This window comes from Massilia sp. 01N410, assembly GCF_056399665.1.
In genome coordinates this window covers 23,062-38,200 of the sequence record NZ_JBFTRV010000002.1, presented here as the reverse complement: position 1 = coordinate 38,200, position 15,139 = coordinate 23,062, and the positions used below count along the sequence as shown (strand labels likewise).

The window sequence follows — 15,139 nt, the reverse complement described above, 5'->3', positions numbered from 1 at the left end:
GGAAGGCGTCATAGAGGTGGGCTTGTTCGTCTTTTGCATCGTCGGGTATCCATCGCCAGTTGTCGAATAATAAAAATATACCCGAATTGGCCATGCTGTGGCGTCCTGCCCATATGCAGGGTCGGCAGCGCGGGCGCGGCGCGGTACAATAGTGGGTTTGCAACAAGAGACAAGGGCCTGCCATGAACTTCATCGACAAGCTGAATGCCGCCTGGCGCAGCAACGATTCCCTGCTGTGCGTCGGACTCGATCCCGACCTCGAGCGCTTGCCAGAACAGATGCGCGACCGGCCGGACGGCATCGCTGAATTCTGCAAGGCCATCATCGACGCGACCGCCGACCTGGCCTGCGCCTTCAAGCCGCAGATCGCCTATTTCGCCGCCCTCGGCGCCGAAGACCAGCTCGAAACGGTCTGCCATTACCTGAAACAGCGTTATCCGCACATCCCCCTGATCCTGGACGCCAAGCGCGGCGACATCGGCGCCACCGCGCGCCAGTACGCGCGCGAAGCCTTCGACCGTTACGGCGCCGATGCCGTCACCGTCAGCCCCTACATGGGCTTCGACTCGGTCGAACCGTATATGGAGTGGCCGGACCGCGGCGTGATCGTCCTGTGCCGGACCTCGAACGCGGGCGGCTCCGACCTGCAGTTCCTCGACGTCGGCGGACGCCCGCTGTACCAGCACGTGGCCCAGCTGGTGGCGGACAAGTGGAACCGGCATGGACAGTGCGCGCTGGTGGTCGGCGCCACCTTCCCGCAGGAGCTGGCCCAGGTGCGCGCCCTGGTGGGCGACATGCCGCTGCTGGTGCCGGGCATCGGCGCCCAGGGCGGCGACATCGAGGCGACCGTGAAATCAGGCCGCACGGCCGATGGCGCCGGCATGATGATCAATTCCTCGCGCGCCATCCTGTACGCGCAGCCGCAGGGCGATGAAGATTTCGCCGCCGCGGCGCGCCGCGTGGCGATGGAGACGCGCGACGCGATCAACCAGTATCGCGCGTAACCGACCTTGGCGTGGGCACACCGTGCCCACGCATAACAATCAATACCGCTGCGGCGCAATCGACTCCGCGTAATCGTAGAGCGCCCCCAGGATCTCCTCGGCACGCTCATCCGCCGTCTCCGACAGCGCATCGATCTCGGCAAACAGCTGCTCGATGGTGCGCGCCCCGCCCAGGCCGTCGAACAGGCGCGCCGCGCGGTGCGCCTCCCAGCTTTCCAGCTCATGTTCCTGCAGCGTGTGCGGGAAGTTGCGGCAGCGGTAGCGGAACAGCAGCTGGGCCAGCCTTTCGTCCTCGAAGCTGGGCTGGCGCTGGGCCAGGCGGGCCGGCTGTTCGATGCGCAGCGCTTCCAGCTGGCGGCGGTCGCCCTGCGAGACGAAACCGCCGTACAGGTCTTCGTCGACATCGACACCGGCACCCGGCTCGGCGCCAGGGCGCTGGAACACCTTCTGCCACACCGCGCTCATGTCCGGCCCGCCGGCCGCAATGCGCGCGTGCGCCAGGCATTGTTCGACGTCCAGCTCCCACTTCGCCGCCAGCACCGGGTTGAGGGTCTTGAGGTTCCCGACCAGCATCGGCGATTTATTCAGGTGCACACTCTTGATCGGCAGCCGGGAGACGCCCTCGGGCATCTCGGCGGCGCGCGTGAAGAGGCGCTCGCGGATCGTGTCCACGCTCAGGGCGAACAGCTCGGAGGGGTCGTGGCGGCAATCCCAGACCAGCACCTCGTTCTTGTTGGTCGGGGGGGAGGCCAGCGGCCACACCAGGCCGAGGCAGCCGCGCTCGGCCGGGAACATGCCGGACACGTGCAGGACGGGGCGGCGCTGGCTGCGCTCCAGGTGCAGGCCCATCTCGCTGGCCACCTTGTCCTTGCGGCGCAGTTCCAGGCAGAAGTCGAACAGCTTCGGCTGCTTGCTGCGGATCAGGCGTGCCATCGCGATGGTGGCGCGCACGTCGGACAGGGCGTCGTGCGCGGCCTCGTGCGCCAGGCCGTTGGCGCGGGTCAGGTCTTCGAGGCGGAAGCTGGGCTTGCCGTCCTCGCGCATCGGCCACTGGATGCCGTCCGGGCGCAGCGCATAGGTCATGCGCACCACGTCCAGCAAGTCCCAGCGGCCGCAGCCGTTCTGCCATTCGCGCGCATACGGGTCGATCATGTTGCGCCAGAAGAGGAAGCGCGTGACCTCGTCGTCGAAGCGGATGGTGTTGTAGCCGACCCCGACCGTGCCCGGCTCGCTGAAGGCGTCGCAGATCTGCCGCGCGAACTCGTGCTCCGGCACGCCATGCTCCAGGCAGTGCTGGGGCGTGATGCCGGTGATCAGGCAGGCCTGGGGATCCGGCAGGTAGTCGGGCGCCGGCTGGCAATAGATCATGACCGGCTCGCCGATCTCGTTCAGCTCGGCGTCCGTGCGGATCGCGGCGAACTGGGCCGGGCGATCGCGACGCGGCACCGCGCCGAAGGTTTCGTAGTCGTGCCAGAGGAAAGTGTGGTTGCTCACGGGGGTACTCATGAATTGCGACGGGCCATTCTAACTTGCCGGCTTGCTCATTCCCAGCCCAGCCGCAAGCGATGTTACGGAACCTTCAGGTGTGGATGCGGTCGCGTCCGGCCTGCTTGGCGCGGTAGAGGGCCGCGTCGGCCGCTTCGACCAGGCTGCGCTCGTCCTGTTCGGGACCCAGGCTGGCGACGCCGAAGGAACCGGTGATGTGGGGCAGGGCGATGCGCATGTCGTCGAACACCACCGCCTCGCGCATGCGCCCGCACAGGCGCTCGGCCACCATTACCGCCAGGGTGCGGTTGGTGTTCGGCAGGATCGCCATCAGCTCCTCGCCGCCGTAGCGCACCGCAAAGTCGGACGGCCGCAGGGCGCTGCGGATCGCGGCGGCGGCGGTGGCGAGGGCGGTATCGCCGGCCATGTGGCCATGGGTATCGTTGAAGCGCTTGAAGTGGTCGAGGTCGATCATCACCAGCGACAGCGGGGTGCCGTCCATGCGGCTGCGGGCGACCAGTTTGGGCAGCATGTCGTTCAGCCAGGCGCGGTTGTACAGCCCGGTCAGGCCGTCGTTCATCGACAGCTGGCGGTAGAACTCGCCCAGCTTCTGGCGCCGCCGCAGCAGGGCGTTGGCGGCGCGGATGCGGAAGGACAGCATGCGCAGCAGGTTGCGGGCGACGCCGTTGGCTTCGTCGATCAGGCGCCACACCATGTCGGGTTCGATCACCAGCAGTTCGCTGTCTTCCAGGGCCGTGATGGCGTCGAGGTTGGCGGCATCGTCCAGCACCGACTGCTCGCCCACGCTTTCGCCGGGCAGGATGCGCTGGATCTCGCCTTCGCCGGCGGCGGTGGCCGGCTGCACGCCGAGCGAGCCCGACAGCACAACGTAGAGGCGGGCGCGCAGCCCGTCCTCGACCGGTTCACCCTTGCTGACGCCGACCACCGGGCAGGCGGCCAGCAGCGTCGCCACCGCCGGGGTGTCGGCGTCGCGGAACAGCTGCAGGTCGCGGATCGCGTAGCGGGATGCGCCGAAGGTGCCGGTGAGGTTCAATGGTAGCCCGGGTCGATGAAGAATATTGACAAGCTCGAAATCATAACCCATTGCAACAACTACGCCGAGACTTGGCGCTGGATAAACAACAGTGTTCCAATAGAGGGATGAATCCATCGAATCCTCTTGTCGACGCACTCGGGCAGCGTCACGACCCCGCGCCGGATGCCCGCATCGTCTGCCTGGTGCCTTCGATTACCGAACTGCTGTGCGAGCTGGGCCTGGCCGGCAAGCTGGCCGGGCGCACCGGCTTCTGCATTCATCCCCGCGACGTGGTCGCCGCGATCCCCAAGGTCGGCGGCACCAAGGACGTCAACATCGAGAAGATCCGCAAGCTGGCGCCGACCCACGTGGTGGTCAACATCGACGAAAACGAGAAGCCGACCGTGGAGCGGCTGGCGGAATTCGTGCCGCACGTGGTGGTCACGCATCCGAATGCGCCGCGCGACAACCTGGCACTGGCGCGCCTGATGGGCGGGATCTTCGGTGCGAGCGACGCGGCGGAGCGCTGGTGCGCCGGCTTCGAAGCCGAATACGCATCCCTGAAGCGGCTTCCTCCCGGACCGGCGCGCACGGTGCTGTACTGCATCTGGCAGGATCCGTGGATGACGGTTTCGAAGGAGACCTATATCGCCAGCATGCTGGCCGAACTGGGCTGGCAGGTGCCGGCGCTGGGGCAGGGCGAGCGCTATCCGCGTTTCGACTGGTCGCAGGGATTGGTGGACGGGCTCGATGCGGTGCTGCTGTCGACCGAGCCCTATCGCTTCACCGAAGAGCATGCCGATGCGCTGGAAAAGCAGATCGGCATTCCGGTGTTCCTGGTCGACGGCGAGATGATGTCGTGGTACGGCAGCCGCGCCCTCGAAGGCCTGCGATACCTTGGAAGCCTCAGGGCGCTGGTGGATGGAACTTACTGATTGTCGGTGAGGCCCTTGTAGGACTCGATCGGAACCTCGGGATCCAGCGGGACGGCATCGCGCTTGTTCTTGTCGTTGAGGCGGCCCATTGCGCTGTCCAGTGCGCGCTTCAGTTTGCCGGCCGCGCCCGAGATCGACAGGTGCAGGTCGGCGGCGTGGGCGTGCACGACCACCGGATCGTAGCCGGCCACGCGCGCTTCCATCATGCAGTAATTGTCGCCATCTTCGTGTTTCTGGCCGTTCTGGTTGCTCAGGTGGACATCCACGCGGCGGACCTGCTCGAAACGGCCGACGCTCGATTCGACGAGGTCGCGCACGCGTTCGTCGAGACCCTGGTGGCGGTCGATGGTGTTGTCGGTATTAACGTTGATTTCCATAAATCACTCCAATAGTTGACACTGTTGAAACGATCTTACACCGTCCCCGGAATTCGCCGCGCCCAGATGGACGCGCTCAGCTGTTTACGAGGCTGGCCGCGATGTTCACCGACAGGCCCAGGATCAGCACGTTGAAGAAGAAGGCCAGCACCGAATGGCCGAGCACCAGCTTGCGCATCGGGCGCGTCATCACCGAGACGTCCGAGGTCTGGACCGCGACCGCGATCGTGAACGAGAAGTACAGGAAGTCCCAGTAATCCGGTTCCAGCCCCTCGTCCGGGAAGCGCAGCGGCCGCTGATGAACGGGCGCGCGGTAGTAGAGGTGGGCGTAGTGCAGGCAGAACAGCACGCCGACCAGCAGCCAGGAACCGATCACCGTGAAGGCGGTGAAGGCGTAGTGCATGGCGATCTTGTTGGCGGGCAGGTGGTCCATGTGCGCCAGTTCGGAGATGATGGCGTACAGGCTCAGCATGGCGCCGACGACCAGCGAGAACAGCACGGTGCCGGCGCTCTCGTCATCCCTGCTCGCGATCCTGCGGACCTTGTCGTGGTCGGCCCGCAGCATCATCCACCCCATCCCCAGCAGGTAGGACCAGACCCCCGTATTCCAGCCGAGCAGGGCGCGCCGCAGCCAGGGATGGGACTCCGGCCACAGCAGGCCGACGGCGGCGCCGAGCGCGATCGCCAGCGTCAGGTGCGGCCGGTTGTGGATGAGGTGGCGGAGGAAGCTCTTGTCCATCATCCGGCTTTCTGTGCGGCGACTTCCGCCTCGTGGTGGGGGAAGCGGTCCATGCGCGACAGCACCGGGAACAGCTTCATCCAGGTGCCGGTGACCACCAGCGTGGCGGCGCCGCCGAACAGGATCGCCCGCACCAGGCCGAACCAGCTGGCGGTCAGGCCCGATTCGAATTCGCCCAGCTCGTTCGAGGCGCCGATGAAGACGGAGTTGACGGCGCTGACGCGGCCGCGGATCTCGTCCGGCGTCTCGTACTGCACCAGCAGGTGGCGGATGTAGACGCTGATCATGTCGCCGACGCCGAGCAGGAACAAAGCGACCAGGGCGACGCCGAAGCTGTGGACCAGGCCCATGGTGACGGTGGCGGCGCCGAACAGGGCGACCCCGCCGAACATCCAGGCGCCGACCCTGCGCGTGATCGGCCAGAAGGCCAGCGCGATCGAACACAGGGCCGCGCCGGCGCCGGGCGCGGTGCGCAGCAGGCCCAGGCTGGTGGGGCCGGCGGCAAGCACGTCGTGGGCATAGGCCGGCAGCAGGGCGGTGGCGCCGCCGAACAGCACCGCGAACAGGTCGAGCGAGATCGCGCCCAGCACGATCGGGCGGCTCCACACGAAGCGCAGGCCCTCGAGCAGGGTATGCCAGCTGACCGGGGCCCGGGTTCTGGCCTGCGGCGCGCTCTCGGTGCCTTTCATCAGCAGCACCGACACCGCCAGCAGGGTGCTCGACACCGCATACACGACGTTCGGCCCGAACACGTACAGCAGGCCGCCCAGCACCGGGCCGAGGATGATCGCGACCTGCATGTTCGAGGAACTCAGCGCGACCGCCTGCGAGAACTCCTGGGTCGACACCAGGTTGCGCAGCACGGCCTGCTGGGCCGGCATCATGAAGGCGCGCGCGCTGCCGTACAGCACCAGCACCGCATACACCGGCCACACGACGGTGCTGCCGGACAGGGTGAACAGCACCAGCAGCAGGCTGCACAGCAGCTGGGTGCCCAGGCACCACAGGACGATGGTACGGCGGTTATGGGTATCGGCGACGTGGCCGGCCCACAGGATCAACACCAGGAAGGGCGCGAACTGGGCCAGGCCGATCAGGCCGAGGTCGAACAGGCTGTGGGTGATCTGGTACACCTGCCAGCCGATGGCCACGCTCTGCATCTGGACCGCGAGCGTGCCCAGGAAGCGGGCGGAAAGATAGAAGGCGAGATTACGGTTGCGCAGGACGCCGAGGCGGCCCGAGGGGGAAATCAGTGACATAAAGTGGAATGAGATGGTGGCAGGAATGCCAACGCTCATTGTGCCTGATGTCGGGATCGTGCGCAGTCATTACGGCCGCGCGCGGCCGCAATGACCTAGGGTGGGCACGGGTCCCCGCCATCGCGGGAACGACGGGCCGTCTACTTCTTGAACCGCAACGCAAACTTGTCGTCCGGCGTCTCCATCTTGAAGAAAGGCTGCTCGCGCGGGTCCGAGGCCACGTGCAGGTAGTCGCTGCGTGTATCGAGCTTGAAGCCGGCCCTGGTGACTTCCTGGACCACGGTGTCTTCGTCGATGCGGTGCAGGGTCTTGGTGGCCGTCAGGCCGGCGCCCTTCTTGGCCGCGTTGTCGATGATGACCAGCTCGCCGCCCGGTTTCAGCGCTTCGTACAGGCGCTTGTTCATCGCCGCGCGGTCGGTCGGGGTGTTGGCGATGTCGTGGTAGGACATGTTGATGGTGATGAGGTCCAGCGGCGGCGTGCCTTTCGGGACCGGATCGTTGAAATCCGCGACCACCGCGTGCAGGTTGGGCAGGGTCGAGCCGCCCACGCGTTCCTGCAGCTTGGGATTCGGCTTCGGGTTCTGGGCCCACACTTCGCCCTTCGGACCCACCGCCGCCGTCAGCAGGGACGCGGTGGAACCGCCGCCCGAGGCGATGTCGAGGGCCTTCATGCCGGGACGGACCCCGGCGAAGGCCAGGAACTCGGCCGGCTTGCGCTTGGCGTCGGTCTTGCGGTCGTCGTCGGTGCGGATCGGGCTGGCGATCGCGGCCTGGTAGCCGGAAGCGGCCGGCTGGTCGGCGGCGTGCACGAAGCCGCCGGCCAGCAGCGCGGCGGAGAGTGCGGAAAAGGCGAGGGCGGAGCGAAGCGGATTACGCATGGTTGGACCCTTCATCGAAGTTGAGAAAGCGCCTCAGGACTGCGCCAGGTCGGCCTCCGTGGTGAAGGCGTCGGCGTAGAATTCTTCGGCCGGCAGGCCGCACTGCGCCACGTAGTCGCGGCGCGCGGAGTCGACCATGATGGGCGCACCGCAAGCATACACCTGGTAGCCCGACAGGTCGGGAATATCCTGCATCACGGCGGCGTGCACGTAGCCGCCGCGGCCCGTCCACGCATCTTCCGGCAGGGCATCCGAGATCACCGGCACGTAGCGGAAGTGCGGCAGCTCGCGCGCCCACTGTTCGCACAGTTCGTGCATGTACAGGTCCTGCGGACGGCGGCCGCCCCAGTACAGGTGGACCGGGCGCTCCGATTTCAGGTGGATCATGTGCTCGACCAGGGCCTTGACCGGCGCGAAGCCGGTGCCCGAAGCCAGCAGCACGATCGGCTTGGCGGATTCCTCGCGCAGGAAGAAGGTGCCGAGCGGGCCTTCGAAGCGCAGGATGTCGCGCTCCTTCATGGTCGAGAACACGTGGTCGGTGAACAGGCCGCCCGGCAGGTGCCGGACGTGCAGTTCCAGCGGACCGCTGAAGGAGGGCGCATTGGCGATGCTGTAGGCGCGGCGCTTGCCGTCCTTCAGCATGAATTCGACGTACTGGCCGGCGCGGTAGGCGAGGGCTTCGTTGGCCGGCAGTTGCAGGCTGAGGATGGCCACGTCCGGCGCGGCGCGGCGGATCGCGGTCACGCGGGTCGGCATCTTGCGCACCGGGTAGTCGGTGCTGCCGCCGACTTCGCGCGCCTCGATCGTCACGTCGCCTTCGGGGACGGCGCAGCACATCAGCGCATAGCCCTGCAGCTTTTCCTGTTCGGACAGGGCGCGCTGCTGGTGCGGCTTGTGGTGGATGGTCCCTTCGACGACCTTGCCCTTGCAGGAGCCGCAGGCGCCGTTCTTGCAGCCATACGGCAGTCCGATGCCGGAGCGGATCGCCGCCGCGAGCACGGTTTCGTCCTGCTCGCATTCGTAGTGGTGGCCGCTGGGCTGAACGGTAATCTGGAACGTCATACAATCCTCGGAATGAATACTTTAAACAATATCAGGTTCAACAAGCCGCGCCTCCTGATCGTGGGCTGCGGCGATGTCGGCATGCGGCTGCTGCCGCTGGTCAGGGAGCGCTTTCGCGTGTTCGCCGTCACCAGCCAGCCGGCGCGCCGCGCCGAGCTGCGGGCCGCGGGGGCGGTTCCCATCGTGGCCGATCTCGACCGGCCGGAAACGCTGCGCCGCCTGGCGCGGCTCGCGCCATGGGTCGTGCACCTGGCGCCGCCGCCGCGGCAGGGCGCTCTGGACTTGCGCACACGAAATTTGACCGCCATTCTACCCGAGGGGACCCATGTCGTTTATATCAGCACCTCCGGCGTTTATGGCGACCGTGGCGGCGCCCTGATCGACGAGACCGCGCCGCGCGCCGCCCGCAACGCCCGCGCCCGGCGCCGCGTCGACGCCGAACAGGTGCTGCGCGCCTGGGCCGTCGGCACGGGCGGACAGGTGTCCATCCTGCGCGCCCCCGGCATCTATGCGGCGGAGCGCCTGCCGCTCGAGCGGCTGCGCCAGGGCACGCCCGCGCTGGCGGCGGCGGACGACGTCTACACCAACCACATCCACGCCGACGATCTCGCCCGCCTGGCCCTGCTGGCCCTGTTCCGCGCCCGGCCCGGCCGCGCCTACAACGCCAGCGACGATAGCCACATGAAGATGGGAGAGTACTTCGACCTGGTGGCCGACGCCTTCGGACTGCCGCGCCCGCCGCGCCTGCCGCGCGCAGAGCTGGAAAAGGCGGTCTCGCCGATGCTGCTGTCCTTCATGTCGGAGTCGCGCCGGCTCGACAACCGCCGCATCAGGCGCGAATTGCGGGCCCGGCTGCATCACCCGCGGGTCGAGGAGGCGGTGCTGGAAATGGCGAAATAAGGTGCTCTTAAGCAAAAGATAACTGGTCCGTGTATCATTCGGGGTAGCTGCCTCGCAGCCATATAAATACTACCTATACCCCAAAACTATCGGATTTTTCACGACCCTATAAGGGTTGTGAAGAATATCCCACGGATTGTTATTTTAGAAAGAAGACCATGCCCATCAGAAGGATACCGGAGGGTTCCATCTACGACCCGAACCGGGTTCTCGACGCCATCATCGGCAAACTCAGGCTCAAGAACGACGCTGCGCTGTCGCGCGTGCTCGAAGTCGCACCGCCGGTGATCAGCAAGATCCGCCACAATACGCTGCCGATCGGCGCGACCATCCTGCTGCGCATGCACGAGGTATCCGATTACAGCATTCGCGAACTGCGCGCGCTGATGGTGCGGGCCGGCAGCGAGTCCGACGCCGGGACCGCCGCGGCCTGAAACGCCGGAAGCCGGGCCGGCTCAAGAACCGGTCCCGGCGCAGATCCGGCGCGGAAGGCCGGATCAGGGTGATGTCATTGGTGGCAGGCTTCGGCTTGCAGCCTGTCGCGCGAAGGGCCTGCGCAGAAGGCGACGGCGCTGGAGATGTCCGTGACGCGTGCTTTCAGTTTGTCGCGCGACGGTCCTGCACAGAAGGCGATCGCGCCGGAGACGTTCGTACCGATTGCTTTCAGCCTGTCGCGCGAGGGGCCTGCGCAGAAGGCGATCGCGCCGGAGACGTTCGTATCGATTGCTTTCAACCTGTCGCGCGAGGGGCCCGCGCAGAAGGCGATCGCGCCGGAGACGTTCGTATCGCCTGCTTTCAGCCTGTCGCGCGAGGGGCCTGCGCAGAAGGCGATCGCGCCGGAGACGTTCGTATCGATTGCTTTCAGCTTGTCGCGCGACGGTCCTGCGCAGAAGGCGGTCGCTTCGGCGGCTTCCACGGACGATCCCGGGTAGGCCTCGCCGAAGGTGGCTTCGTACAGGTCGCGCATGCGGTCGCCGCTGTCGAGGCGGAACTGTTCATCTTCTTCGCTGCCGTCCATGCCGACGTAGGGATAGTGGTGCAGGAAGTAGCCGAACACGCGCTCGCAGTCGGTGGCGTACTTCATGGTATCGAGGATGTGGTAGTGCCAGAACGTATCGACATCGGCCAGGGGCGACGTATCTTCTTCAGGATACAGCTTCATCAGGCACAGGAAGCGCCGGTATTCCTTTTCTACAGCGTTGACTTTCTCCAGGCTCCAGCCTTCTCCCGATTCGACGTGCATCAGCTTCATCTTGATCGGTTCCAGGTCGAGCTCGGTCACTGCTTTGAACAGGTCGTTGGCGTTCATGATCATCCTTAAATTTATTGACAGCATGTTTTGAACAGCTTCCCTTTTGTATTGTAATTCTATCCACTGCAACTGCTGAACTATTTACCAATTGTGCATGATGATTTTTAGCAACGTTTTCAGACTTCTTGATATGCGTTGCATGTGATTAATGTAATTTAGGAAATAAGCTCAGGCTTTGATATTTGTTAAAGTTTTTTGTTTTTAATTTGACATTTATCAAAGGAAAGTGGTGTACTAAAGCGGGAACCGCTGTGCGCCGATCAGCGCAAGGCCGTGCGCGATGGCGAATAGCGAGCCAAGGCCTCTGGCGCAGAAGAAAGGGAAGAGGGCGATGAGCCGGCCTGCATCGGCGCCGGTTGCTTCAGATGACGGCCGAACCGGCGCCGTGCTCCTGATGTTCCTGCAGAAGATGTTCGGGTGCGTTCACGACCGGTGCCGAGACTGTCACCGTCGTGCCGCCGCCGGGCTTGCTGAACACGGAACAGGTGCCGCCGAGGATGATGACGCGTTCCTCGATCCCGACCAGGCCGAAGGACCCGGACTTGTGATGTCCGCCCGGCGGCAGGCCGCAACCGTTATCCCGCACCATGAGCGACAGCCAGCCGTCGTTCAGGCTCAGCTCGACCCAGACCCTGGTCGCGTTCGCATGGCGCACGACATTGGTCAGCGATTCCTGCAGGATGCGGAAAAATGCGGTTGCGCAGTGGTCGGGCAGGGCGATCTCTCCCTGCTCGTTGCGCAGTTCGCAGGGGATGCCGGTGCGCCGCTCGAACTGGTTGACCTGCCACTCGACGGCTGCCGACAGGCCGAGGTCGAGTACGGTTGGGCGCAGGTCGTTGATGATCTGGCGCACGCTCTTGATGATGGTATCGATCTGCTGCAGCGTCTCGCGCGCGCGTCCATACAGGTGGCGATGGCTTGCCTTGGTGCGGGCGGCCAGCATCTCGCCTTCGATGCGCAGCGCCAGCAGGTTCTGGCCGAGGTCGTCGTGGATCTCGCGCGCGATGCGTTTGCGTTCCAGCTCCTTGATCTGGTAGGCATGATCGGCAAGGCGGCGCAGCTTGTGGTGCGACAGCTGCAGCTTGTTCTGGCTCTCGCGCAGTTCGCTGGTCATCTCCTTCGCCAGTTCGAGAGCGGCGCGGCGCGACGACGTCAACGTCTGCACCAGTGCGAACAGCAGCATCGAACCGAGAAAGCCGAAGGCCATCATCAGGTTCGGATAATGGACGTCGAAGTCGGTGTACAGGGCGGACTTGGGCACGCTGAAGACGGTCGTCCATGGACGGCCGTTGAAATCCAGCGGCAAGGTCACCGTGAACCCATGGTTACTGGTGTCGAGCGGAGGACTGGGGAGGGTGAGGGTGCCGTAGCTGTCGTACAGCGTCATCTTGCGCCCCGGATCGTCGCCGACTTCGTCGTCCACATGGGGGCCGGTCTCGTACAGGGTCATTCTCAGGTTCGGCACCGAGATTTCGTCCATCACTCCTTTCAGCAGCTTGGTGACGCTGAAGGCAATCCCGATCGAGCCAAGGTAGGAGGCACGGCGATGGTCGACGGTGTCCCGCGGTGCGCCCATCCGGTAGACCGGCATGCGCATGCCGAGGTAGACATCGTTCGGACGGGACAGCACCGGGATCGGCGTACCGGAGGCCTGCACCGTACCTTCGTCCCGCTCCCGCGACAACATGTCGCCGAAATAGGGATTGCTCATCAGGTCATACCCGTACATGCCGGAAAGCTGCCCTTGCGGCTCGATATAGGCAACCGGAAGATAGGCTGGCCTGGGGGCGGGCGGTACGATGTCCAGTTGGGCGGCGCGAGCCCCGAGAGCGCTCTTTTCGGCGCGCATACGGCGCACGAAGTCCTGGCGCTCGCTCGCGCGGACATACACGGCGAAATTGATGAAGTCGAGGGCAGGATAATCCCTTGCCAGGTTCAGGCCGTTCACGTAATCGTGGAACAGGCGCTGCGTCACGGTGTCGGCGCTCTGCAGGGTGCTGGCGCTGGCGCGCAGCAGGTCGGTATAGGACTTGATCCGGACTGCGATCACGCTCTGGGCATATTTGCAGTGGTTGAAAAAGCGCTGCTGGGCATCGCTCTCGATGGAACGCGCCGTGAATATATAGGCCAGGCCGCCGATCAGGGACGACAGCAGCAGGCCGGTCCAGAACGAGAACCGGGTGACCGAAAATGCGTCTCTCAGTACCCTCGACATCGGCTATCCCTGAATAGTAACCAACAGCAACTTACGGTCTTTGGAGGGAGGACGTACCTAGCTGTTCGACTAGTTGTGGCCGGGGCGAAAAAAAAGCCCGGCATGAACCGGGCTTCGGCGGAGGCGGCGCGGGCGGCCGCCGGCGCAGGCGCTTACTTGCCCCAGCTATCCTTCAGCGTGGTCACGCGGTTGAACACCGGCTTGCCCGGCTGGGAATCGACGCGGTCGGCCACGAAGTAGCCGTGGCGCTCGAACTGGAAGCGCTGTTCGGCTTCGGCCGACTTCAGGCCCGGCTCCAGGTAGGCGGTGACGGTTTCCAGTGCGTTCGGGTTCAGCAGGTCCTTGAAGTCGCGGCCGCCGGCGTCCGGATTCGGATCGCTGAACAGGCGGTCGTACAGGCGCACCTCGGCCTCGAGCGCATGGGCGGCGCTGACCCAGGTGATGTTGCCCTTGACCTTGTAGTTGTCGGCGCCCGGGGTGCCCGATTTCGAATCCTCGAAATAGTTCACGTGCACCGCGGTCACGTTGCCGTCCGCGTCCTTGTCGAAACCGGTGCACTCGGCCACGAAGCCGTACTTCAGGCGCACGCGCGAACCCGGCTTGTCGGCGGTCGGCGGGGTGAAGCGGTGGTAGCCCTTGCTCGGCACTTCCATGAAGTCTTCCTGCTCGATCCACAGTTCCCTGGTGAACGGGAAGCTGCGGTGGCCCATGTCCGGATGGTGGGGGTGGACCGGGGCGCTGCACTCGACCGTTTCGCCTTCCGGGAAATTGTCGACGATCAGCTTCAGCGGACGCAGCACGGCGATCGCGCGCGGCGCCTTCGGATCGAGGTCGTCGCGCAGCGAACCTTCCAGCGTGCTCATGTCGATCCAGCCATCGGCCTTGCTGACGCCGATGCGCTCGCAGAACAGCTGGATCGATTCCGGCGTGTAACCGCGGCGGCGCAGGCCGACGATGGTGGGCATGCGCGGATCGTCCCAGCCGGTGACGATCTTCTCGTCGACCAGCTGGCGCAGCTTGCGCTTGGACATGACCACATAGGTCAGGTTCAGGCGCGAGAATTCGTACTGGCGCGGCACCGGGCGCTGGAAGAAGCCGCCCTCGGCCAGGGTCTCGACCAGCCAGTCGTAGAAGGGGCGGTGATCCTGGAATTCCAGGGTGCACAGCGAATGGGTGATGTTTTCCAGCGCATCCGAGATCGGGTGGGTGTAGTCATACATCGGATAGATGCACCACTTGTCGCCGGTGCGGTGGTGATGCGCGTGACGTATGCGATACAGCGCCGGGTCGCGGTTGGTCATGATGGGGGAAGACATCGCGTCTTCGCTCATCTTGGCGCGCAGGATGTGCTCGCCATCCTTGTACTTGCCGGCCTTCATGTCGCGGAAGAGCTGCAGCGATTCCTCGACCGGGCGGTTGCGGAAGGGCGAGTTGATGCCCGGCGTACCGAAGTTGCCGCGGTTGCGCGACATGTTCTCGGCGCTCTGGCTGTCGACGTAGGCATAGCCCTTCTGGATCAGGTACTCGGCCATCGCGTACAGCTGGTCGAAGTAGTCGCTGGCGTAGTGCAGGTGCTCCTGGCCGCCTTGCTCCCACGAAAAGCCCAGCCACTTGACGCTGTCCATGATGGTGTCGACGTATTCCTGGTCTTCCTTTTCCGGATTGGTGTCGTCGAAGCGCAGGTTGCAGCGGCCCTGGTAGTCGCGCGCCAGGCCGAAGTTCAGGCAGATCGACTTCGCGTGGCCCACGTGCAGGTAGCCGTTCGGCTCCGGCGGGAAGCGGGTGATCACGGAAGGCATGCCCTCGCGCTGATGGGTGCCTGCCGCCAGGTCGGATTCGACGATCGCGCGCACAAAATTCGACGACGGCGCAGGTGCCGCCGCCGCGGGGTTCTTCTCGTTGCTCATGAATTAGTTTTAGATGGGTAAGATTGCAGG

Annotated in this window: 14 protein-coding genes; 4 read left to right on the top strand and 10 right to left on the bottom strand. The window is 65.1% G+C overall.

Going from position 1 to position 15,139, the window contains the following annotated elements; all coding sequences use genetic code 11:
• Positions 1–182: 182 nt before the first annotated feature.
• Positions 183–1,004: an orotidine-5'-phosphate decarboxylase gene (gene pyrF / locus AC1DOP_RS02825; protein WP_442122581.1), complete on the top strand. Its 822-nt coding sequence runs from the start codon at positions 183–185 to the stop codon at positions 1,002–1,004.
• A gap of 39 nt (positions 1,005–1,043) precedes the next feature.
• Here the strand turns inward: pyrF and sbcB are convergent, their stop codons facing one another.
• Positions 1,044–2,498 carry an exodeoxyribonuclease I gene (gene sbcB, locus AC1DOP_RS02820; protein ID WP_477249687.1) on the bottom strand — a complete coding sequence of 485 codons (1,455 nt, stop codon included), beginning with the start codon at positions 2,496–2,498 and terminating at the stop codon, positions 1,044–1,046.
• 85 nt (positions 2,499–2,583) lie between these two features.
• Positions 2,584–3,543, bottom strand: a complete 960-nt coding sequence (locus tag AC1DOP_RS02815) for a GGDEF domain-containing protein (protein WP_442122583.1) — start codon at positions 3,541–3,543, stop codon at positions 2,584–2,586.
• Between the two features lie 107 nt (positions 3,544–3,650).
• Here AC1DOP_RS02815 and AC1DOP_RS02810 point away from each other — a divergent pair, with 107 nt between their 5' ends.
• Complete coding sequence (locus tag AC1DOP_RS02810; protein WP_442122584.1) at positions 3,651–4,460, top strand: helical backbone metal receptor; 810 nt, start codon at positions 3,651–3,653, stop codon at positions 4,458–4,460.
• On the opposite strand, the gene AC1DOP_RS02805 is transcribed toward AC1DOP_RS02810, so the two are convergent.
• The 5 genes from AC1DOP_RS02805 to AC1DOP_RS02785 all read right to left on the bottom strand — a co-directional run bounded on the left by AC1DOP_RS02805 (position 4,454) and on the right by AC1DOP_RS02785 (position 8,775).
• Positions 4,454–4,837, bottom strand: coding sequence for an HPF/RaiA family ribosome-associated protein (locus AC1DOP_RS02805; protein WP_477249685.1), 384 nt, complete (start codon positions 4,835–4,837; stop codon positions 4,454–4,456). The two genes, AC1DOP_RS02810 and AC1DOP_RS02805, sit on opposite strands and share 7 nt — an antisense overlap.
• 76 nt (positions 4,838–4,913) lie before the next feature.
• A complete protein-coding gene (locus tag AC1DOP_RS02800; protein WP_442122586.1) occupies positions 4,914–5,579 on the bottom strand; it encodes a DUF1345 domain-containing protein in 666 nt (221 codons plus the stop codon).
• Positions 5,576–6,835 carry an MFS transporter gene (locus AC1DOP_RS02795; protein ID WP_442122587.1) on the bottom strand — a complete coding sequence of 420 codons (1,260 nt, stop codon included), beginning with the start codon at positions 6,833–6,835 and terminating at the stop codon, positions 5,576–5,578. The genes AC1DOP_RS02800 and AC1DOP_RS02795 overlap by 4 nt, the downstream gene beginning before the upstream one ends.
• A gap of 140 nt (positions 6,836–6,975) precedes the next feature.
• Positions 6,976–7,713 (bottom strand): class I SAM-dependent methyltransferase, encoded by a 738-nt coding sequence (locus AC1DOP_RS02790; RefSeq protein WP_442122588.1) that lies wholly within the window; start codon positions 7,711–7,713, stop codon positions 6,976–6,978.
• A gap of 33 nt (positions 7,714–7,746) precedes the next feature.
• Positions 7,747–8,775, bottom strand: coding sequence for a CDP-6-deoxy-delta-3,4-glucoseen reductase (locus AC1DOP_RS02785; protein WP_442122589.1), 1,029 nt, complete (start codon positions 8,773–8,775; stop codon positions 7,747–7,749).
• A 12-nt stretch (positions 8,776–8,787) separates the two neighbouring features.
• On the opposite strand from AC1DOP_RS02785, the gene AC1DOP_RS02780 reads away from it, so the two are divergent.
• The gene (locus AC1DOP_RS02780; protein ID WP_442122590.1) at positions 8,788–9,675 is read left to right on the top strand and encodes an NAD-dependent epimerase/dehydratase family protein; all 888 of its coding nucleotides are present in this window, start codon (positions 8,788–8,790) and stop codon (positions 9,673–9,675) included.
• 158 nt (positions 9,676–9,833) lie between these two features.
• The gene (locus AC1DOP_RS02775; RefSeq protein ID WP_442122591.1) at positions 9,834–10,109 is read left to right on the top strand and encodes a hypothetical protein; all 276 of its coding nucleotides are present in this window, start codon (positions 9,834–9,836) and stop codon (positions 10,107–10,109) included.
• 74 nt (positions 10,110–10,183) lie between these two features.
• On the opposite strand, the gene AC1DOP_RS02770 is transcribed toward AC1DOP_RS02775, so the two are convergent.
• The 3 genes from AC1DOP_RS02770 to AC1DOP_RS02760 form a co-directional block, all read right to left on the bottom strand.
• Complete coding sequence (locus AC1DOP_RS02770; protein WP_477249680.1) at positions 10,184–10,984, bottom strand: glycine-rich domain-containing protein; 801 nt, start codon at positions 10,982–10,984, stop codon at positions 10,184–10,186.
• 364 nt (positions 10,985–11,348) lie between these two features.
• Positions 11,349–13,202 (bottom strand): sensor histidine kinase, encoded by a 1,854-nt coding sequence (locus tag AC1DOP_RS02765; protein ID WP_477249678.1) that lies wholly within the window; start codon positions 13,200–13,202, stop codon positions 11,349–11,351.
• A gap of 152 nt (positions 13,203–13,354) precedes the next feature.
• Positions 13,355–15,109, bottom strand: a complete 1,755-nt coding sequence (locus AC1DOP_RS02760; protein WP_477249676.1) for a glutamine--tRNA ligase/YqeY domain fusion protein — start codon at positions 15,107–15,109, stop codon at positions 13,355–13,357.
• Positions 15,110–15,139: the final 30 nt, after the last annotated feature.